23 protein-coding genes are annotated in these 19347 nt (G+C 64.6%); 5 read left to right on the top strand and 18 right to left on the bottom strand.

Features of this window, described 5'->3' with window-relative positions; genetic code table 11:
* Positions 1-300: 300 nt before the first annotated feature.
* Positions 301-627, top strand: coding sequence for a metal-sensitive transcriptional regulator (locus tag MCHLDSM_RS02475; protein ID WP_013470201.1), 327 nt, complete (start codon positions 301-303; stop codon positions 625-627).
* A gap of 14 nt (positions 628-641) precedes the next feature.
* Here the strand turns inward: MCHLDSM_RS02475 and MCHLDSM_RS02480 are convergent, their stop codons facing one another.
* The 7 genes from MCHLDSM_RS02480 to MCHLDSM_RS02510 all read right to left on the bottom strand — a co-directional run bounded on the left by MCHLDSM_RS02480 (position 642) and on the right by MCHLDSM_RS02510 (position 7867).
* A complete protein-coding gene (locus MCHLDSM_RS02480; protein ID WP_013470200.1) occupies positions 642-1049 on the bottom strand; it encodes a four-helix bundle copper-binding protein in 408 nt (135 codons plus the stop codon).
* 703 nt (positions 1050-1752) lie between these two features.
* Positions 1753-2208 (bottom strand): rhodanese-like domain-containing protein, encoded by a 456-nt coding sequence (locus MCHLDSM_RS02485; protein WP_013470199.1) that lies wholly within the window; start codon positions 2206-2208, stop codon positions 1753-1755.
* Positions 2209-2740: 532 nt separating this feature from the next.
* A complete protein-coding gene (locus tag MCHLDSM_RS02490; protein ID WP_013470198.1) occupies positions 2741-3040 on the bottom strand; it encodes a hypothetical protein in 300 nt (99 codons plus the stop codon).
* 425 nt (positions 3041-3465) lie between these two features.
* On the bottom strand, positions 3466-4725 hold the full coding sequence (locus tag MCHLDSM_RS02495) for an MFS transporter (RefSeq protein WP_013470197.1): 1260 nt from the start codon (positions 4723-4725) through the stop codon (positions 3466-3468).
* Positions 4725-5834, bottom strand: coding sequence for a PLP-dependent cysteine synthase family protein (locus MCHLDSM_RS02500; RefSeq protein WP_013470196.1), 1110 nt, complete (start codon positions 5832-5834; stop codon positions 4725-4727). The genes MCHLDSM_RS02495 and MCHLDSM_RS02500 overlap by 1 nt, the downstream gene beginning before the upstream one ends.
* Positions 5835-5954: 120 nt before the next feature.
* Positions 5955-6401: a putative copper homeostasis (lipo)protein LpqS gene (gene lpqS, locus MCHLDSM_RS40650; protein ID WP_013470195.1), complete on the bottom strand. Its 447-nt coding sequence runs from the start codon at positions 6399-6401 to the stop codon at positions 5955-5957.
* 590 nt (positions 6402-6991) lie between these two features.
* On the bottom strand, positions 6992-7867 hold the full coding sequence (locus tag MCHLDSM_RS02510; RefSeq protein ID WP_013470194.1) for a polysaccharide deacetylase family protein: 876 nt from the start codon (positions 7865-7867) through the stop codon (positions 6992-6994).
* A gap of 279 nt (positions 7868-8146) precedes the next feature.
* On the opposite strand from MCHLDSM_RS02510, the gene MCHLDSM_RS02515 reads away from it, so the two are divergent.
* A complete protein-coding gene (locus tag MCHLDSM_RS02515; RefSeq protein WP_013470193.1) occupies positions 8147-8608 on the top strand; it encodes a DUF2752 domain-containing protein in 462 nt (153 codons plus the stop codon).
* Between the two features lie 96 nt (positions 8609-8704).
* Here the strand turns inward: MCHLDSM_RS02515 and MCHLDSM_RS02520 are convergent, their stop codons facing one another.
* Positions 8705-9142: a cupin domain-containing protein gene (locus MCHLDSM_RS02520; RefSeq protein WP_013470192.1), complete on the bottom strand. Its 438-nt coding sequence runs from the start codon at positions 9140-9142 to the stop codon at positions 8705-8707.
* A 356-nt stretch (positions 9143-9498) separates the two neighbouring features.
* Between MCHLDSM_RS02520 and MCHLDSM_RS02525 the strand changes: the two genes are divergently transcribed.
* Positions 9499-9960 carry a transglycosylase family protein gene (locus MCHLDSM_RS02525; RefSeq protein WP_013470191.1) on the top strand — a complete coding sequence of 154 codons (462 nt, stop codon included), beginning with the start codon at positions 9499-9501 and terminating at the stop codon, positions 9958-9960.
* 78 nt (positions 9961-10038) lie between these two features.
* Here MCHLDSM_RS02525 and MCHLDSM_RS02530 read toward each other — a convergent pair whose 3' ends face one another.
* Positions 10039-10737: a response regulator transcription factor gene (locus tag MCHLDSM_RS02530; RefSeq protein ID WP_234713825.1), complete on the bottom strand. Its 699-nt coding sequence runs from the start codon at positions 10735-10737 to the stop codon at positions 10039-10041.
* 54 nt (positions 10738-10791) lie between these two features.
* Positions 10792-11001 (bottom strand): hypothetical protein, encoded by a 210-nt coding sequence (locus tag MCHLDSM_RS37620; protein WP_131722577.1) that lies wholly within the window; start codon positions 10999-11001, stop codon positions 10792-10794.
* 324 nt (positions 11002-11325) lie between these two features.
* Here MCHLDSM_RS37620 and lnt point away from each other — a divergent pair, with 324 nt between their 5' ends.
* On the top strand, positions 11326-12969 hold the full coding sequence (gene lnt / locus MCHLDSM_RS02535; protein WP_041789268.1) for an apolipoprotein N-acyltransferase: 1644 nt from the start codon (positions 11326-11328) through the stop codon (positions 12967-12969).
* On the opposite strand, the gene MCHLDSM_RS40040 is transcribed toward lnt, so the two are convergent.
* Positions 12932-13066: a hypothetical protein gene (locus MCHLDSM_RS40040; protein ID WP_268780959.1), complete on the bottom strand. Its 135-nt coding sequence runs from the start codon at positions 13064-13066 to the stop codon at positions 12932-12934. The genes lnt and MCHLDSM_RS40040 overlap by 38 nt on opposite strands.
* Before the next feature lie 325 nt (positions 13067-13391).
* Positions 13392-14396 carry a M23 family metallopeptidase gene (locus MCHLDSM_RS02545; RefSeq protein ID WP_048468753.1) on the bottom strand — a complete coding sequence of 335 codons (1005 nt, stop codon included), beginning with the start codon at positions 14394-14396 and terminating at the stop codon, positions 13392-13394.
* A gap of 261 nt (positions 14397-14657) precedes the next feature.
* On the opposite strand from MCHLDSM_RS02545, the gene MCHLDSM_RS02550 reads away from it, so the two are divergent.
* Positions 14658-15650 carry an esterase family protein gene (locus MCHLDSM_RS02550; RefSeq protein WP_013470185.1) on the top strand — a complete coding sequence of 331 codons (993 nt, stop codon included), beginning with the start codon at positions 14658-14660 and terminating at the stop codon, positions 15648-15650.
* 127 nt (positions 15651-15777) lie between these two features.
* On the opposite strand, the gene MCHLDSM_RS02555 is transcribed toward MCHLDSM_RS02550, so the two are convergent.
* The 6 genes from MCHLDSM_RS02555 to MCHLDSM_RS02575 all read right to left on the bottom strand — a co-directional run bounded on the left by MCHLDSM_RS02555 (position 15778) and on the right by MCHLDSM_RS02575 (position 19299).
* Positions 15778-16722: a M56 family metallopeptidase gene (locus tag MCHLDSM_RS02555; RefSeq protein ID WP_013470183.1), complete on the bottom strand. Its 945-nt coding sequence runs from the start codon at positions 16720-16722 to the stop codon at positions 15778-15780.
* Positions 16719-17108 carry a BlaI/MecI/CopY family transcriptional regulator gene (locus MCHLDSM_RS02560; RefSeq protein WP_013470182.1) on the bottom strand — a complete coding sequence of 130 codons (390 nt, stop codon included), beginning with the start codon at positions 17106-17108 and terminating at the stop codon, positions 16719-16721. Before MCHLDSM_RS02560 ends, MCHLDSM_RS02555 begins: the two co-directional genes overlap by 4 nt.
* Positions 17109-17266: 158 nt before the next feature.
* Positions 17267-18037, bottom strand: coding sequence for a L,D-transpeptidase (locus tag MCHLDSM_RS02565; protein WP_041789265.1), 771 nt, complete (start codon positions 18035-18037; stop codon positions 17267-17269).
* Between the two features lie 293 nt (positions 18038-18330).
* Complete coding sequence (locus MCHLDSM_RS02570) at positions 18331-18531, bottom strand: hypothetical protein (protein ID WP_085978087.1); 201 nt, start codon at positions 18529-18531, stop codon at positions 18331-18333.
* A gap of 220 nt (positions 18532-18751) precedes the next feature.
* A complete protein-coding gene (locus MCHLDSM_RS38010) occupies positions 18752-18904 on the bottom strand; it encodes a hypothetical protein (RefSeq protein ID WP_013470179.1) in 153 nt (50 codons plus the stop codon).
* A complete protein-coding gene (locus MCHLDSM_RS02575; RefSeq protein ID WP_174546032.1) occupies positions 18895-19299 on the bottom strand; it encodes a hypothetical protein in 405 nt (134 codons plus the stop codon). Before MCHLDSM_RS02575 ends, MCHLDSM_RS38010 begins: the two co-directional genes overlap by 10 nt.
* Positions 19300-19347 lie beyond the last annotated feature (48 nt).

Genomic DNA, 19347 nt, shown 5'->3' on the forward strand with positions numbered 1-19347 from the left:
AGCGGATTCACGCTGCCCACCCACCGCAGCACAGCAAAATCAGTCTGACCGGACCTCAACAGGGTCGATCCACGGATTGAGGCTAAGTTCGACGCCGACCCGGCGAACTACGCTGTTGCCTAACCCTTGATCGGCGATGGGTGGTGTGGCGCCCGGCGCAGATGCGCGCGGCGGGCATCACCCATCGCCGCATTTCGCGCGACAATATCTGTGCACTACATCGGAACAGGAATCCGCTGGGATACGCGTAGGCCTGCGGTCCCGGGTGTCAATCCCGGGTGCACCATCTGGGAGGAACAAATGCCCACATCAGCAACGAAACCCACACCCGCGCAGACGCCGCCGCGGCATGGCTACATGACGGACAAGGACCGCTACCTGGACCGTCTCAAGCGCATTGAAGGACAGGTGCGCGGAGTGCACCGGATGGTCGCAGACGAGCAGTACTGCATCGACATCCTCACCCAAGTCAGTGCGCTGACCCGGGCACTGCAAGCGGTCGCGCTCGGTCTGCTCGACGATCACCTCAAACACTGCGTACTAGACGCCGCGCACGCCGGGGGCGATGACGCCGACGCCAAGATCAAAGAGGCCACCGACGCCATCAATCGCCTGGTGCGCTCGTGAGTCGCGGGACGCGGTCAGCCCAGTGACGTCAGCAGCTGTCGGCAGGCTTGTTCACAACGCCGGCAGGACTCCGCGCAAATGCGGCAGTGCTCATGGTGGTCGGCGTGGCGGTCACACTCGTCCCCGCAGGAGCGACATGCCGTGGCACACGCTTCTAGCATCAAGCGGGTCAGGTTGGCGTCGTAACCGGTATGGCGGGACAGCACGTGCCCGGTCGCCGCGCACACATCGGCACAGTCGAGGTTGGTGCGCACACAGGTGGTGAGCTGCTGCACCGAGTCTTCACTGAGGCAGGCGTCGGCGCAGGCCGTACACGCTTGCGCGCACTCCAGACACGCCTCGATACAGGACGTCAACGCGGCGCGGTCGATACCATCCAGGTCTTGCGGATAAGTTTCAAGCATCTTGCTCGCGGTACTCATACCGTCCTCCATTTCCATGGCGCGTATCGCATGGGCTGACCGTGGCGTGGCCCACGGTCGACAGCCGCATACCCATCCCCCTATGGCCAAACCCCGTTTCGGTGATGGACAGGCGCCCCTGCAACGCACAACAGCTTCAGCGGCCCTCGCACCGAATGCTGTTGATATGAAGCGGCTTTCGAATCGAAAGTCAGCACGCCTGGCCAACTTCTTGACCGCGTTGGACCCTGTGGAGGGTCGCGACGAACGACGCTGCTGCCGCCGGGCCGTGTGCGCTAGCCACGCTGTGGTGGCACCGAGGAGTCGCGTCGAGCGTGAGGACGAATCGATTAGCATCTGTGTACCAGAACAGTAGATGTCGGTGCGGGCCGTCAACGCCGCGGTCCGCCGGTCCAGCCCAATGGAGGGACGTGGGAAGGCTTCAAGCCATCGACCGCCAACTCGAACTGCTCAGCGCGGTCAGCGCGTCCATTCGCAGGCTCGGTGGCCACCCCGACACCTCCTTGATCGATGAGCTTCTCGATGAACGCTGGGAATGCCAGTGGCAGCTAAGCGATGTGCCGGCCACGGTGAGAACGGACCACGGTGCTGCAGCCTTTCGTGACGCCGGTTGACCCATGTCTTTGGGGGCGTCGGCGCGACTCAGACTTCCTGTGACGACGAGGCGCGCAGGCGGGCGTCGGTTCGTCGAACCCGCAGATGGTCAGCGCCACACCAGGGTGCGGCCGCTTTGCTCCCAGGCCTGCATTCCGCCCGCTAACTCCACCACGTCGTGATACCCCAGGTTGGCCAGAGTTGAGGCGGCGATAGTGCTCATCCGTCCGGTACGGCAGTAGACCGCCAGCGCAGTGCTGCGAACGGTCGGCAACCTGTTGATCTGCGCCTCGATTTGGTCGAACGGAATGCTGAGATCCGTGCCTGCGATGTCGCCTTCGTAGGGCACGTGCACATTGATGGTGACCCGCTCGGGTGCGGCGATAGCCTCGGCGAATTGTTGCGGTCCGATTGAGCGCGGTGCGCGAGCCGCAGTATCGGTCTGTCCTACCGGCGGCGGTGTCGACGACGATGTCAGCGGTTCGGCGGGAGAACCGCAGCCAACCAGTGTCAGCACCGCACCGACGATGGCGACGTGGACACGGACGCTCGGGATCGACGACATCACCTCCACTATCGTACTAAGCCCGATAGTAGGTCGAAGCCTCGCCCCACCACGTCATCGTGACGACGCTGAACCGGGATCGCACTCTCCCATCCGCTGCCAGGACCGTCGTGGCCTGTACGCGGCACTGCTCAACGGATACCCTCAGGGGGTATTTCGTGGTGTGGAGAGGAGATAGGGATGAGCACAGATGTGAAGCCCAAGGCGGCGGGGCTGGTACGAGTTGCGCGGCATCCTATGGTTCGCGCGGTCGTCAAGTGCGCGGTGATGTGTGCACTTGGCGCCAACACCAGGCAACGGCGCGCCGTGAAGCACGACAACAAGTGCTGCCCATGAGGACCGGGCTCTGGGTGCCGTATCGCCGTCCGTCGATGGCGAGCGATCCTCCGCATCTGAATTGAACACTTCAGCGGCAAGTTCAGTGCGACGTGGATGCACAGTGGCGGCGGAGTCCGTCACCACCGTGCCGCCGGATCCCAGAAGCGGGGAGGGCGTGGCCCCCGATGATGAGACCACCCCCGCCCCGCCATGGTCAGCAGGACGCGTCGACGTAGACCGTCGTGTATAAAACGCGCTCAACAGTTTGGTCCCGCCGATTCTGGCGAAACTCGGTGACCTCGCGGCCCGGGCGCACCCCGCTGACCGTGCACTTCTCCAGCGGTGCTGTCCCCACCTTGTTGAGGATCACCTTGTAGCCGTTGGACTCCAGTCTGTTGACAGTGTCCTGTACGGAATCGGGCCCGGCCGGCGCTGCGGCGGCCGGTTGTGCGGCCGCGATCATGAATGTGGCGATACCAGACAGAGCAATAGTCGCCAGTGCGGTCATCTTCACGGTTGTTCTCCTTTCGCGTACTTCAACGCATATACGGCTGCGCTCAGTACGTAGCTAATCAGTAGCTACATCGAGAATACATGGTTGCGAACCCATGCCAAGACCCGCGCGCCACGATTCGGTAACGAGTTAACGTCATATGCGCCAAGGCTTTTCGAAGAGTCCACATAGCTGCTCGCAGTGGTGCCGTGGGCAGGGCAGCAGCAGGCCGTCACGACCGCTCAGCAAACGCCGCGGTTAGTCACCGGGGCCGCGGGGGTCCCCATGGGTCGGGCTGAATCCGACTGTGTTCCCGGTTCTGGCGGAACAGTTTGGAGTAAGGTGCGTTATCACATCGAATGGGCGGCCCTAGCTGGCGGCGACCCATTTCGGATTCCTATGTCGTGCTCACGCCGACGCACGCGCCGGCACCTGACCGCGATGCCTTATCGTCGCGCCGATGTAGCCAGTACTGGCTGGGGCGCGAGATGGCCACGGCGGTCAAGTCGATGCAACGCAAGTGCCGCCACCAACCCAACCAATGCCAGTCCGCCCCAGAGCAGTTCGTCTGCACCGGCGTCGCGCGCGGCCTGCAGGAGTGCACCGGTGGCCAGATTGCCGGCCAGAATGCCCACTCCCACTATGGTGTTGTAGAACCCGTAGTGTGTCGCGACGAGGCGGTTGCCCGCCAAGGACACCACCGTGTCCATCTCGAACGGGAAGACCGCTGCCGATCCGACCGCCAGCAGCCCTGCTGCCATCAGCAATGCCACGATGGCCGCAATGGCACCAAAGCGCCCGCCATGGGGAACCACCAGCAGCGGCACGAACGACGCAGACAGGATGAGCATGCCGATCATCAGCGATCGTCCGGCGCCCCAGCGGGCCGCGAACCATCGCGTGATTCGCAGCTGCCCGCCCACCGCGACGAGCCCGGAGACGACGAAGACCGCGGCAACCAGCAGTGATTCGTGTTGCGGTGCCAACGCTGCAGCATGTAGCGGCAGGGCCAAATAGACCTGGAAACTCAACACATAGGACCCGATCATCGCTGCGGCGAACCACAGGAATGATCGGTTGGCCACGACGATGCGCCAGTCATCGAGGATCGCCGTCTTCTCGGCGACGGGGCTGGCGCTATGTTGTGGCAAGGCGAACAGCTGCGCCACGGTGAGCACGGCGAACACTGCGGCCGCGACGGCAGCGGCGATGCGGAAGTCCACCACCATCAGGGCCAGCCCTGCCAGCGGGCCCGCCAGGATGCCCGCCTGATAGAACATGTTGAACATGGCGAACGCTTCGACTCTGCGCTCTTGCGAATCGGCCGCCAGGTAGGCGCGCACCGCCGGATTGAACAATGCTCCTGCGAAACCCGTTGCCGCCGAGGCGATCAGAACAGCGGGCAGCGAATGCGCGAATATTAAGAGCCCAAACCCCGCGGTGCGCAGCAGGCAGCCGGCCACGATGAGCGGCTTGTAGCCAAGCCGGTCGGCCAGCGTTCCGCCGATGATGAACATGCCCTGCTGGGAAAAGTTGCGCACACCCAGAACCAGACCGACCGCCCACGCCGCCAGTCCCAGCGGCCCCGCCAGATAGCCGGCCAGATAGGGCATCAGCATGTAGAACCCGAGATTGATGCCGAACTGGTTGACCATCAGCAGTCGGCTGGGCCAGCCGAAGCTGCCGAATTGTCTGACGACACCCATCACCGCACACTCCGCACCGGATCGACCACATGGAGGCACCGCGTCCAGGAGTGAACGACCTGATCGGTCGGATCGGTGATGACGGCCGGCTCTTCCGGTGGTTGTCCACCGACAAGGCCGTGCTGGCGGCAATAGTCGTCGTTGTAGACGGTGTCGAAGTAGCGTTGCGGGCCGTCGGGGAAGACGGCGGCGATGGCCGTATCCACCGGGTGAGTTCGGGCGACCCAGCCGGCGACCAGCGCGACTGCGCCCACACTCCACCCGCCACTGGCGTAGTGGGTTGCCGCCAGCGTGCGGCAGGCCCACACCGCCTCGGCCGGCGCCACCCAGTGCACCTCATCGAAGGCGTCGTAATCCACGTTGCGCGGATAGATGCTCGAGCCCAGTCCACGCATCAACCGAGTGGCCGCGGGCTGGCCGAAGATGGTCGACCCGACGGTGTCCACCCCGATCAACCGCAGATCAGGATTGAACTGCCGCAGCACTCGCGCCACTCCGGCGGAGTGCCCGCCGGTGCCCACTGAACACACCAGCACGTCGATCTCGCCGAGCTGGGCGTGCAACTCGAGGGCCAGGCCCTGGTAGGCCTCCACGTTGTCGGGGTTGTTGTACTGGTCGGGGTACCAGGAGTGCGGGTGGGCGGCCAGCAGTTCGGCGACGCGGTCGCGGCGGGCCTGCTGCCAGCCGCCCTGCGGATGAGGCTCGGTCACCACATCGATGTCGGCGCCGTAGGCCGACAGCATCCGGTGCATCATCGGCTCCATCCCCGGGTCGGCGACCAGGGTCACGGGGTGGCGGTACACGGTGCCGGCGAAGGCCAGCCCCAAACCTAGTGTGCCGCTGGTGGATTCCACGATGCGCGCACCTGGACGAAGGTCACCGCGGGCCGTTGCCTGCTCCACCATGTGCATGGCTGGCCGATCTTTCATGCCGCCGGGATTGAATCCCTCCAGCTTGGCCCAGAAGCCGCGCTGATCGTCACTGAACGGTGAGGATATCCGCAGCACAGGAGTGTTTCCCACCATCGTGGCTAGCCGGTGATTTCGGCCGAGCCCGCGGTGGCGCGAGAAGTGAAGATCGCTGGAATGGATGGACAGAACATCAGTCATATGAGTTATCGCTTCTGCATCGAAGCCGCGACTTGGACTTGGGTGCGCGGCAGCTGACAATGGGCAGCGGTTACCGACCGGCCGTGCCCGTCTGAGCGCGGTCGGTCTGGCGCTGCCCGGTCAGCGCCGCGAAATGCAGAAGCGGGCCAGCAACTGGCGGCCCGATACGACAGGGCCAAGTCCACGCGGTGGACCGCGCACCGCTGCCCAGATCCCGTGCCCGCGGTACAGCCACGCCGCCGCGACGGCGACGGCCAACCCCAGAGCCACCAGCACGGTGGCGACCCGCGGCACCACGGCGGTGGCGAAGGTGTCGGGTGAGATCGCCGCTGAAGCGTGTTGAAAATGTGGGTGGTCCATCACCACAGCAAACTCGTGAGACACTGCTGTCGTCACTGCGTGAGGACCGTGGTCATCTGGACCGTCCGACCACGGCAACGCTACGTCACTGCCGATAAGCAGCACCCAGAAAACAACCGCCAGCGCTAACGCCGACTGCAGTCGCTTCCTCGTGGGGGCGTCGTTGTACCTCACAATGTCGCCCACTGTAGCAGCTTGTACGGGCATCCTCCGTAGGTCCCCAAGTCGAGTCCATGTCGTTACGCGCTTGCGATTCGCGGATGTGAACCGGCCGAGCAGGCGATATATGCCGACTATGTGATCTGCATGACTATCTCAGTGCGGCAACTCTTTTCACTAATTGTCTATGTGCGACAAGCTTGTGAAACTCATATGCGCAGTCCACCTACTGTTCTGGTACGTAGCAATCAGCTGGCGGCAAGCGTGACGACTCCCGAAGTCGGGCCTCGACTGCCACCGCGCCCTTGCGTGTCGTATCCGCCATGTCTCACTGGCACCCGCAATCCCATTATTAACAGGCCGGTGGCTGGGGCGGTGCGGCGATCACGCGCATCGGCAAGCCGCTAGCCCATCCTGTGGCACCGCTCAACGGGTACAGAAATGCCCCATAAAGGAGCTCAGCCCCACACAGATGGGCGATTGGGGGCCGCTCAACGCGAGTATCCAGCTAACTTTTGCGCACGGGTGTGAGTGTTAACTATGCGGCCGTATGGGCGTCACCACGCCCGGGCGCGACAATCACCGGTTGACTGGGCGGATGCGGTGAGCCGCCGTCAGGATCCGGGTGTCCTGCTGAGCTACGCCGGTGGACCGCCCGGATTCTGGTTGGGAATGTCGGTGATGGGCAGGTTGGGCGCCGGTTTGGGTGAGGGGGTGTCGGGCAGTGTCGGAATCCGGTCGGCGGGAATGTCGGCGATCGCGTTGGCTGGCGGGCCGTTTTCCCGGCCTCCGTAGCTGCTGCCGGGTGCGCGGTCGCCGAGCAGGTGGCTCACGGTCACCATGTGATAGCCGTTGGCGATCAGTACGGGAAGAAATTGATACACCAGGTCGACTGTGCTGGAGTAGGTGTCGTGCAGTAGCACCACCGAGCCGGGTTTGATTTGGGTTTTGAGCATGTAGGTGGTGGCTGCCAGGTTGGCGTCGTTGATCCAATCGAAGGGAATGACGTCCCAAAGGATTTCAGCCAGACCCTGTTTTCCTGCTTCGGCGCGTACGGCGTCGTTGGATAGTCCGCCGGCCGGGCGGTACAGGTTGGGGGCGTGACCCGTTGCGGCCGCAATCGCCTCGGTGGCTTTGCGTAATTGGCTGGGGATATCGGCGACCGGGATGGTGGTCATGTTGGGGTGCTCCCAGGTGTGGCTGCCAACCTCCATGCCGGCGTCGGCGATGCGCCGTGCCGCGTCGGGGTCGGCGGCGACCTTGTTGCCGATGAGGAAGAAGGTCGCCTTGGCGCCTTGGTCGGCCAGGACTTGGAGCAGCCGGTCGGTGAAAGGTGTCGGTCCATCATCGAACGTCAGGGCCACGCACTTGTATTTGGCGCAATCCACCTCGTCGGCGCCCAGCCGCTGTTGGCCGCGCGCCCCCTCGACCATGAACGCGGCCACGATCACGATCACCGCGACCAGCACGCCCAGCTGCCACCACAGGCCCTCACTAAAACGCCGCAACCGCATTCAAGGCACCTTTCCGCGCCCGCTTTTCCTGCCGGCGCGCTGTTACTGAGCGCGACCGTAAATGGTTGCAGGGCGCCCTGTCCAGCCAGTACTGGCAGCCGATTCACATGCTGGCGCGCCGTCCTCCGCAGGCGGGTACCGGAAACCGTTGTCCTCGCATGCTTTAGTCCGGTGGGAGTCGGCGACCCCGCCTGTGTCGATGCGGCCCCACAGCTTGCTGGTGCGGCAGCTCGACGGACTCGTACCATGGCGGAAGTCCAGCCAATCGCGGGAGACCACATGGGCTTCATCACTTCATCGGCCGCTCGTCCAGGCCGGTGGCTGCCCGTGTCGCTGACGGCGCGGCGACCGGAATCGCCGGTGTGGACATGGTTGGCGCTGGCCGGGTTGCTGGGCGCGCTGGTGCTCGCCGTGCTGGGGGTTCCGCCGGTCGATATCCACGGGCCGCTGCATTACGCCGGCATCATGGATCCGTTCTGCGGCGCAACACGATCGGTGTATCTGACAATGCACGGTCAATGGGAGGCCGCGCTGCGCTACAACCCCGCGGCTCCCCTGATGCTCGTTGTGGCGGCCGGCTGGGTACTGCGCGGCGCCGCCGGGTGGTGGACCGGACGCTGGATGCAGGTCCGAATGCCGCGTCGCGCCGTGATCGCGGTCGCTGTGGTGGCGTTAGTTGCGCTCGAGGTCCGCCAGCAGTCCAGCGTGGCCCTGCTGACCGCACCATGGACGGGCGGCTAGCTCTGTGTCAAACAGGGGATGGCGCCGGCGGCCGTGATGCCGCCGCCGACGCACATACCCCGCAGCTGATCGTTAGCACCAGCTGGCCGACACGATTCAGGATCCGGGCGGCGTTGTTGCTCCGGCTGCTACGCGACGGCCCTGGCGCGCAACCAGTTCGTCCTCGTCGACCAGAACAAGCATCGGCTGACCTGGCGCGCACAGCATCGTCACGAGGAATCGCACCGGGATGTCCGGGCGGTTGTTGGCGTCCTGGTAATGGATCACGTCACCGCCGGGTTCCCAGAACGCTTCGCCGGCTTTGAGCACGCGCGGCGGCTCACCTTCCAGCTCGAACAGGATCTCGCCTTCGAGCACATAGCCAAACGCTGGTCCGCCGGGGTGGCGGTGTGGCGGGGCGCCCGGGTCGCCCGGCGGGTACTCAATCACCACGGTCATCACCTCCGCGCCTTCGGGAAGTGCCGGCGGTGTCGCGGTCTGTATGACGGTCAGTGCCGTCTGCCACGCGGTGCTGCGCTCGGGGTTGTTCGACATCGTTGTTCTCCTCTACTTATGCGAGTCCATATTGCTCTCCGGTACGTGGTGAGAGTCCATAACGGACCGTCGAACTCAGATTGGTGGGTCACCGACAGCAAGCGAGCCCTTGGACGTCCGTAGTCCGTCCGTAGTCCGTAAGTCGTTCACGCGCTAGCCATGTATGCGCAGGCATGCCCCGGGGGCGCTGATTGGCGCTTCGGCATGCCGGCGTCGGACTGTAAGACATTTGCCACCCTTTTCTCACTGTGGCACCACTAGTCACGCCAGTATCGGAAGTGCAATATGGCCACAGTGTTGACTTAAGCACCACATCGCAGCGGGCGGCTCCGCGCCTGTGTCGGGGAAGGACCACGATGAGGGCAGTCTGCAGGTTTCTCACCGCCATCGCCGTCAGCGGGGCGCTCGCGGTCACCGCGCATGCCGTCGATCCAATATCGGCCTACGCCAATGCGATCGATTGGGACGCCATTGCGCAATGCGAATCTGGAGGCGACTGGTCGATCAGCACCGGCAACGGATACTTCGGCGGGCTCCAGTTCCAGCCCTCGACATGGGCAGAGCATGGCGGTCGAGGCAATCCCGCCAACGCAGCTCGCACCGAGCAGATCCGCGTCGCCGAGCGTGTAATCGGCACGCAAGGACTGGGGGCGTGGCCGGTCTGCGGCCGCCAGGGAGTTGAACACGTCGGCTGGTACGTGCCTATGCGCCCCACCGGATGCCAAGCCTTGGCCGCCAACATGTTTGGCATTATCGATCTGCGCCAACTGTGTCAGACGCTGACCAGTCCGGGAAGGATCGTGCTCGGCGGGGCCTGACCGTCGGGTAGTCCGCGACCACCGCGGGCGTCCGGATTGCGCAGCGGCGCAGACCACGATTGGCCGTGCGCATCGCAGCTAGACAGCTAAACGGTAGCCGATTCCGCGTACGTTCAACACCAGCAGTGGTCTGGCGGGGTCGTCTCCCAATTTTCTGCGCAGATGACCGATGTGCACGTGGATGTTTGTGATGCTGCCCGCCCAGCGCGATCCCCACACCGCGTCCAACATCTCTTGACGGGTCGTCACGGCGCCCGGCCGTTGAGCCAGCATCGCCAGAATCTCGAACTCCGTTCGGGTCAAGCTGATCTGCTCGTCGGCAAGGAAGACCTCGCGCCGCGCAATATCGACGCAAAGCCGCCCGAATACCTGCCTTGCTGGCGGATTCTCGGAATACGACCCGACAGTGTGGTCCGCCGGCGACGCATGCAAGCGGCGCCGGATTGCCCGTATGCGGGCGGCAATCTCACGACTGGAGATTGGCTTGGCGAGCACGTCGTCGGCTCCGGCGGCGAGCCCAGCGATCGTAGTGCCCTCATCACGTCGTGCGGTCAACATGGTGATATGGCCATCAGATAGCGTGCGCATCCGACGGCACAGCTGCATGCCGTCGCCGCCGCGCACATCGGCATCAAGAAGGATTATCCGGGGCTGCAAATTCTTGGCCGCGGTCAGTGCTTCATCGCAGTTGTCGGTGACCACCACCGACACCTCCTCAGCGCGAAGGTATTCGGCGAGAAGGTCAGTCCAGCCGGCGTCGCCATCGACAACGAGCACTTGCTGCGATGGTGCGGTGGGTGCGCTGTTATGCACCCACTCAATACTGCCCTACTACGTATTTCGTAGGTGGCCGGCGCGCCCGGTGCCGCGCATCTTCAACAAATCTTTATAGAACAACGATTGATTCGCGACATCGTTGGATCGGTCGCGCGATGACTTGCCGGCTGCCTTGAGGTTTATGACCGCGGCAGCGGTCAGCGCCGGTAGCGGGCACGGCGTCCGAGACGAACTCGGCTGAGCGGCGCAGCGCACCGCCGTCATGACGCGCACCGTTATCCTGGCTGCTTACTCCGACATACTTCCCATCGGGCATGTGGGAGGAGACCAGGCGGACATCTTCCGGCTCCATGTTCGCGAAGTCAGGCAATCTGACGACAAGTGTGTGCGTGGCAGGCATACCCGCGAAGATCGCCGGTCCTCAAGTTCTACTGTCAAGACTAGTACTAGCTGAGGTCGTAGATTGTTGAGTGACGCCACGATGTGATGGCGAATCCGATGAGGACGGTGGTAAATGGTGTACAGACCAGGGATCGCGCGTGGCGGAGTCAGTCATCGTCTGCGCAGTGGTTCTGCGTGGTTTGGGCCGTGCGGGAAGTGAGCGCCGACGGTGGTTGTGTGCTGGGTCGCCGGCTGGCCAAAGCAGCCGGCGCGGTGGCCGCAGGGCTGCTGGTGGCGGCGAGTTTTCCACCGCTGGGCTGGTGGCTCAGCGCGATCGTGGGCCTGGCGCTGTTGGCGTGGGTGCTGGCCGATCCGTTGACCGGCGTAGCCGGCGGCTTCGGGTACGGTCTGTTGTTCGGGTTGGCGTTCTATCTGCCGTTGTTGCCGTGGGTCGGCGCCCTGGTGGGCCCGCTTCCCTGGGTGGCGCTGGCCGTCGTGTGTGCGCTTTTTCCCGCCATATTCGCCGTGCCGGCCGTGCTGCTGCGCGGACGGATCGGGTGGCCGTTGTGGTGGGCGGCCTGGTGGGCGGCCATCGAATGGCTCAAGAGTGTGTTTCCATTCGGCGGTTTTCCCTGGGGCGTGGTCGGATTCAGCCAGGCCGACGGCCCGCTGGCCGTGTTGGCGCGCGTGGGCGGGGTGGCGCTGGTGTCGTTCACGACGGCGTTGGTGGGCTTTTGTGTGGCCGGCCTTGCCCTGCTGGTTCGGCGCTCGGCGAGCACCGATCTCAGGGTCACCGTCGCGGTGTGCGTTGTGTGCCTGGCGCTGGTCACCGTCGGCAGTGCGGCGATGGCGCCCCTGGTGTGGGCCTCAACCGGGCACGGCGGGCCCTCGGTGACGGTCGCTGTGGTGCAGGGCAATGTCCCCCGGCTCGGTTTGGATTTCAATGCCCAGCGCCGCGCCGTGTTGGACAACCATGTCCGCCAGACGCTGCGACTGGCCGACGATATCCGCTCCGGGCGAGCCGCCCAACCGCAGTTCGTTATCTGGCCGGAGAATTCTTCGGATATCGATCCGCTGCTCAACGAGGATGCGGGGCGGCAGATCACGCGGGCCGCCGGGGCGGTTGGCGCGCCCATTCTGGTTGGCGCCGTCCTGGCTCGGCCCGAGTGGAGTCCATCGACGCCGGTCAGTGCCAACTCGGTGATCGTGTGGGATCCGGTCAGCGGGCCGGGACAACGGCATGACAAGAAGATCGTTCAGCCGTTCGGTGAATACCTGCCCTGGCGTAGCTTCTTTCGCCACGTTTCCGATTTCGCCGACCGGGCCGGATACTTCACGGCGGGCGCCGGCAGCGGCGTCGTGCAGGCGGGCGGGGTGTCGGTCGGTGTCACCACGTGCTGGGAGGTCATCTTCGATCGGGCCGCGCGCGAGGCGGTGCTCAACGGCGCGCAGATGCTGGCGGTTCCGAGCAACAACGCGACGTTCAACGAGCAGATGAGCCGCCAGCAGTTGGCATTCGCCAAGATCCGGGCCATCGAGCACGGGCGCAGCGTTGTTGTGGCGGGTACGACGGGTATCAGCGCGGTGATTACCCCGCAAGGGGAGGTCGTGGCGGGCACCGGCTTTTTCGAGCCTGCCCACCTGGTCTATCGAATCCCGTTACAGGCCAACGTCACTGCGGCGACGCGGTGGGCGGCGCAGGTGCAGTGGGCGCTCATCGCGATCGCCGCCGCTACGCTAACCGCGACGCTGATCGGCCGGATCCTCACTCCCCCAGGCACCGCGGGTGACATTGCCGGTCCGGCACGCCGCGTCAACGGCTGGGTTTGGCCGCCCACCCGACGAGCATGAAGCCGGCGAGCACCAGCATCCCTGCCATGGGATAGCCCAGCAGCAGATCCTGATAGCCCACGATGCGCAACCGTGCAAGGTGCGTGTAGACGTGCACGAGCGCCATCACCGAGCCGACACCGACGAGCAGCCAGCCCAGCAGTCAGCGCAACCGTTCACGCCGATATTCCGGCGTGTAGATCGACGGTTTCCGGCTGCGCGGCAGCCGCCGCTTGGGGCTCATGAGTGACCGGCCTTCCCAACGAGTACGAAGCATCATAGTACTACCGTCATTAGTACCTCGGTGCGGATAGGTGCGTGGCCGTCGACGATTCGCTCAAGTAGCGTCCGTCGCGTTATCGATGGTGCCCGAAAGGGTGGGTAGCCAACGGCTTCGACAGTGGTGCGTTGCGCTGAGCCGGGCCTTAAGCGCAGGTCAGTGCCTAACCGACGAGATCTCCAAGGGTGAGGCCCCGCGCGGCCAACCACGGTGCAGGATCGACACGGTCGGTGCCGTTGGCGTGCACTTCCAGGTGCAGGTGGGGTCCGGTGGAGTTTCCTGTGCTTCCCATCGTGGCGACCTGGTCGCCGGCCATCACGCGCTCTCCGACGTTGACGGTGGTGCTGTTGAGGTGAGCGTACAAAGTGACTGTCCCATCGGCGTGGCGCAGCTTGACCCAGATACCGAAGCCCGACACAGGTCCGGCGGCGGTGACCACGCCGTCGGCGACGGCGTAGATTGGTGTGCCGGTCGCGTTGGCGATGTCGATCCCGCTGTGTAGCGTCCCCCAGCGGTAGCCGAATCCAGATGTGAGAATGCCCCGGGTCGGCACGACGAACAACGGCCGCTGCAGCCGTGCCTCCCGTTCGGCGCGCTGCTGGGCGAAAGCGACACCGCGGGCGAATTCCTCGGCCGCCACTGCTGGATTGACCGACGGAGCCGCCGCGATCACCTGCATCCCGCCGCCGCTGGCGTCAGTACCGGTGTGTAGAACAGTTGCTTCGGCGGTCATCACCGCCGGCCCGGAATCCATGTCTGCAGCGCCCAGTGCGGATTGGGCGGCCGCGCCCACCGCGCCGGCGGCCATCGCTGCGATCAGAACACGGCTGCGCTCCGCGCCCGCGACGACGTTGCGGTGGCGCCCTCGCCGCGGTGGTCGCATCGGACCGCTGGAGTGCCCCACAGGCGGTAGCGGTCGGTGGCGCACTCCGGCGGGGTGCCGAGGGACAGGCCCGAGCAGCCGCAGCGGTGCTTGATCAGCGTCCAAGTCGAGATCGTCGCCCAACTCGCGGGCGTGTATGACCTGGAAGTCTTTGTCGAACGCGCAGTGCTCCCGAAACATGAGTTCAGCGAGTGCGCCGAACTCGTTGAACGGAATGACCTCGGTGATCTCGGCGTCCCAGTCGGTCGCGTGGCGCGGCTGCGCGGGCCAACGCTGCTCAGCCAATCCGGGGACCTCCGCGCTGTGACCAAATCGTTACTTTGGATCAGGTGACTTAACCAAACTCACCGCCCGGTGACAAGCGATTCGACGAAACTCGTTACCCACGAACGCTTTGGGGCGCCTTCGAGGCACAGCTCGAGCCAGCCCGCCGGGCTGGCGGCGGCGTCATCGGCGCCGGCTTGCGTGGAGTCCGAGCCAGTTTAGTACTATTCGCGATAGTAGTTTTCCTGGAGCGCTGTGCATGCGAACAGAGAAGGAATCATTGTGGAAGCGTTGAGCCTGGCTGATGTATCGCGTCGCGTGTTGGTGGTGGCGTCAGTGGCAGTTGTGGTGCTGACCACGATGAGCGTCCTTGGCACTGCAACCGCGCGGGCGTTTTCTCGTCCGGGCCTGCCGGTCGAGTACCTGATGGTTCCGTCAGCGGGGATGGGACGCGACATCAAGGTTCAGTTCCAAAGTGGCGGCCCTAACGCGCCGGGCGTTTATCTGCTTGACGGCCTTCGTGCACAGGAAGACTTCAACGGCTGGGACATCAACACCGCCGCCTTCGAGTGGTATCTCGACTCGGGCCTGGCTGTGGTTATGCCGGTCGGGGGGCAGTCCAGCTTCTACAGCGACTGGTACTCACCAGCTTGCGGCAAGGCCGGCTGCTCCACCTACAAGTGGGAGACGTTCATCTCCAGTGAGCTGCCCAACTACCTCGCCGCCAACAAGGCCGTCGATCCCACCCGGAATGCCGCGGTGGGCCTGTCGATGGCCGGTTCGGCCGCATTGGTGATGGCGATCTACCACCCGCAGCAGTTCCAGTACGCCGCATCGCTTTCGGGCTTCCTGAACCTGTCCGAGGGCTGGTGGCCGATGCTGGTCGGCATGTCGATGGGTGACGCCGGCGGCTACAAGTCCAAGGACATGTGGGGCGAATCGAGTGACCCGGCGTGGAAGCGCAACGACCCGATGGTCAACATGGCCCAGCTGGTCGCCAACGGCACCCGCATCTGGATCTACGCCGGTGACGGCAAGCCGTCCGAACTGGACGCCGGCATGAGCTCGGGCAACCTGTTTAACGCGAAGTTCCTCGAGGGCTTCACACTCCGGACGAACAAGACGTTCCAGGAGACCTACATCGCCGCGGGCGGTAAGAACGGCGTGTTCAACTTCCCGCAGAACGGCACCCACCAGTGGAACTACTGGGGCGCACAGCTCCAGCAGATGAAGCCCGACATCCAGCGGGTGCTCGGCGCTTCCCCCACATCATGAAGAGGGTTCTGGGGCTGCGCTGGATGCGGGGGCAGAACCTCGCCGGAAAACGGTGCCATCCCCCGGGCTCGGCACCACCCGCGCCCAAGAAACGACACATGTCTTTCCACGCAGCGCTAACAACCAGCTAGACGCCGCACATAAAGACCCCAGATACGCCGAGCACAAGTGTGCCCAGCGGCGCGATGGCAATCATCGCTGTCGCGCTGGTAAGAGCGGCCTGCGTACGTACGCGGACATGATTCGCCGGCGGAAGGGCCAGTCGCTCAGCGCGATTCAACACCGCGACATCGGCGGCGCCCAGCGCGGCAGCCGGCGCGCCTGCGGCCAGAGCCATCAACCCGGTGAGCAGGGCACGCTTGCCGTGCCGGCGCGCGGCAGCATCGTCGGCACACATTTCTAACAACCGTGATATCTCGGCGGCACCGCGCGTCATCAGCGCAAGGCGGGGAAAGACCAGCGCCAAGCCGCGCAACGCCGTGACGATTCTGGGGTGGTGCCCGTCAAGATGGGCGCGTTCATGTGCGAGCACCGCTGCGAGTTCGCGCTCGTCGAGAGCCGCTACTGCTGCGGTTGTCACCACGATCGCAGGTGGCTTTCCTGCCACGCAATACGCGGTGCGCTCGGCGGCGTCGACGACATACACGTCGCGTTCGCCGGTCGGGCGGCCCACCAGTCGAACAGCTTCTGCATGCTCGTAAGCGTGCGCACGCAGCCGCCCAACGACGCGTACGAGCCGGATGCCGATGACGGCGACGGTGCCCACCACGGCAACCGCCGAAGCCAGCAGCATCACTTGGGGTGCGCTACCCGCCTTGCCCGCAGCCAGATCACACAGCAACCGGACGCAGGACACAACGAATGAGCCACCGTCGTGCCAGTGCGCAACCACGTCGACGATCACGAGCACAACAACGGTCAGCCAGGTGAGCAGGACACTGCCGATCGCGATTAACCAGGCCGCCACTCCCGATCGGGGAGCATGCCCGGCACGGGTGAGAAAGCCCAACGCCGGTGGTCCGAACACAATCACCGCGACGCTGTAGAGCAGCAGGCACGCCGCGACGTTCACCGCTTCTTGGCCCTGCTCGACCGCCTCGCCAGCCGCCGCAACGCTTCCCTGAGTCGCTCGGATTCCTTGGGGCCGATCTGCTCGATAAAGTAGCTGAGCACCAGTTCTGAGCGGCCTCCCCCGTCGAGCGCGTCACGCATCAACCGGGCGGTGTGTTCCTCACGGGTCAGGGTGGCCCAATATCGGTAGGCCCGGCCATCGCGTTCGCGCTCGAGCCACCCTTTGTTGTACAAGTTATCCATGGTCGACATCACGGTGGTGTAGGCAATACGACGCTCGCCCGAGAGCTCTTCGAAAATGTCGCGCACCGTTACCATCTCGGGATCGTGATTCCACACGCGATCCATCACCACGGCTTCCAGCTCGCCGAATCCTCGTACACGCACCGTTTCGCCTCCAGCAATGTCGTTGCCGAGCCTACCTCGCGCCGCACGTTTCCCCGTGGTGTGACGCGGAAAATGTCAGCGGGACTGCCCGTGTAACGCGCGTTTGGTCACCGGGTGACGGTTTGGACGGCCCGCGGATTTTGCCGTGTGAGCGTGGCTTAGCTCTGGACGATCACTGGGTCGCCGACCTTGACAGTGTTGAAATACCATTCGGCGTTCTCGGGACTGAGATTGATGCAGCCGTGGCTGACGTTGGCCGAGCCCTGCGACCCGACCGACCACGGTGCCGAATGTACGTAGACCCCGCCCCACGTCACCCGCACGGCGTACTCTCCGTCGATCAGGTAGCCCTCGGGGTCGTCGAGGGGAATTCCGATGGTGCGCGAATCGAAGACCACGCTGCGTTGCTTCTCCAGCACTTTGAAGGTCCCGAGCGGGGTTTCGAAGCCCGGTTTACCCAGCGACGCGGGCATCTCGCGCACCACTTGGTCGTCGATTTTCACTGTGAACGTGTGGGCCGAGACGTCGGCTACGCCCACCACCGCCGCCCCGGTGGTGAATTCGGTTTTCATGCCGCCGACGCGCAACGTGACCGTCGAATGCGCCGGCCAGAACCCGTCCGGATTCCACTCCACGAGACGATCGGTCAGCCAAGTGAATTCACCGTCCACCGGCCGCGGCGCGCCGACGGTGATGCTGCGCTCGGCTGCCGCGCGGTCGTCGACGGGCCCGCTGAACCCGACCAGCACCGGATGCCCAACTCCTACAACCTGGCCAGGACCTGGACGCACCATCGCGACTTGGCCGTCCATGCCCGATGCTGCGGTCGCTCCCGACTTCGCCGGCGGTGGCGCCACTGCCACCGCGGCGGCCGTGACGGTCAGTATCAAAAGCCCGCGAAGCGTGCCGTGCACGAGCCCTCCCTTCACCGCGGTGCGCAACTAGCACCATGTTACGTATGTACTACGTATGCCGCTGTGCGGCGCGCTCGTGTTACACGCGGCTATAGATGATCTAGCGACACTGCGACTTGGCCGCAGCACATGTTCTGGCGGTCACGCTAAAACGTCGACTAAATTCCTTGGTACTACCCGTGATAGCAGCCCTGCCCGTGTCAGCAGTGACGGCACTGCTTCAACCGTTGTCCTGCAACACCATTGCGCCGCTGACGCCGATTGCCTGGCTCGTGGACGCCCTATGCGCGTTCACGAAGCTGATCACATCACGGGTCTGCCGGGTGGCGACTTGATCTGGGCGGCACCGATTGCAGGCCTATCAATAGCAGGCCCACCAGGACTAAGAGCACGGCCATCGGAAAGCCGATCAGCAGATCTAGTGCCCCGACGACCCGCATGCTCGCCAGGTGAGCAATCAGATGGGCAACGGCCATTGCCGAGCCCACCACAACGAGCACCGAGCCCACCGCGCGTCTGAAACGCGCCCACCGGCGCGAGTTTCGATTCAGCCGCCGGGATCCAGCCTGGTATGTGTCGCCTGGCGCCATGGCGCTCCTGTTCCAACGCGGCCGATTATCTACTATCGAGATTAGTACTCAGCATAGTGTGGACCGGGTAGGCCCTCGGCGGGTCGCAATACGGACGTGGTCTGCCACCGGCGTTTGGCAGCCTCTTCGTGGCATCAACTCATTCGGGCGCGCCGGCTGCGGTCACCGCAGTGGATAGCTGGCGCTCGGCCAGGCGAGTGAGCCGCTTGAGGTGATCACGGCTGTACTTGAAGCCAGCCGAGCGCACCTCAATGATGAGCGGCCCGTCACGGGCCGCGATGGTTACACCCATTGGGCCGACCAACTGTCTCGTGACGATAGCCAGCGCATCTTCACCGACATAGGGCCGCCCAGCCCTACAGAGCCGCGCGAGGATCGAAGGCCCTCGACGAGATTGATGAAGGCCGTGAAGGCGCCCTCATCGGTTGGGTAATCAGCGACCGCCACGGTGAGCTGGACCATTGCGGTCAAGTCGCTGAACTGTGATCGCCGCGTTGCTTGTGGCGTACCCGGCGCCTCGGGATCCACACCTGTGCGAGCCATCCGGGTCATCATCGGGAATTCTTGGCGCACAACGGATAATGAAAGGACTTCGTTAGCAGGCAGCGCAGGTGGTGCCGCGGCATTGCGGTCCAGCAGGGTGTCCAGAATAGGGTTGGCACAGCCGCTGAGGATCGCCGCCGACACAACGGCTAGGGCCAGAGCGCGGCGGCCGCAGCGTCGGCCGCACAACAT

It is taken from the genome of Mycolicibacterium chlorophenolicum, from assembly GCF_001044235.1.
GTDB lineage: Bacteria > Actinomycetota > Actinomycetes > Mycobacteriales > Mycobacteriaceae > Mycobacterium > Mycobacterium chlorophenolicum.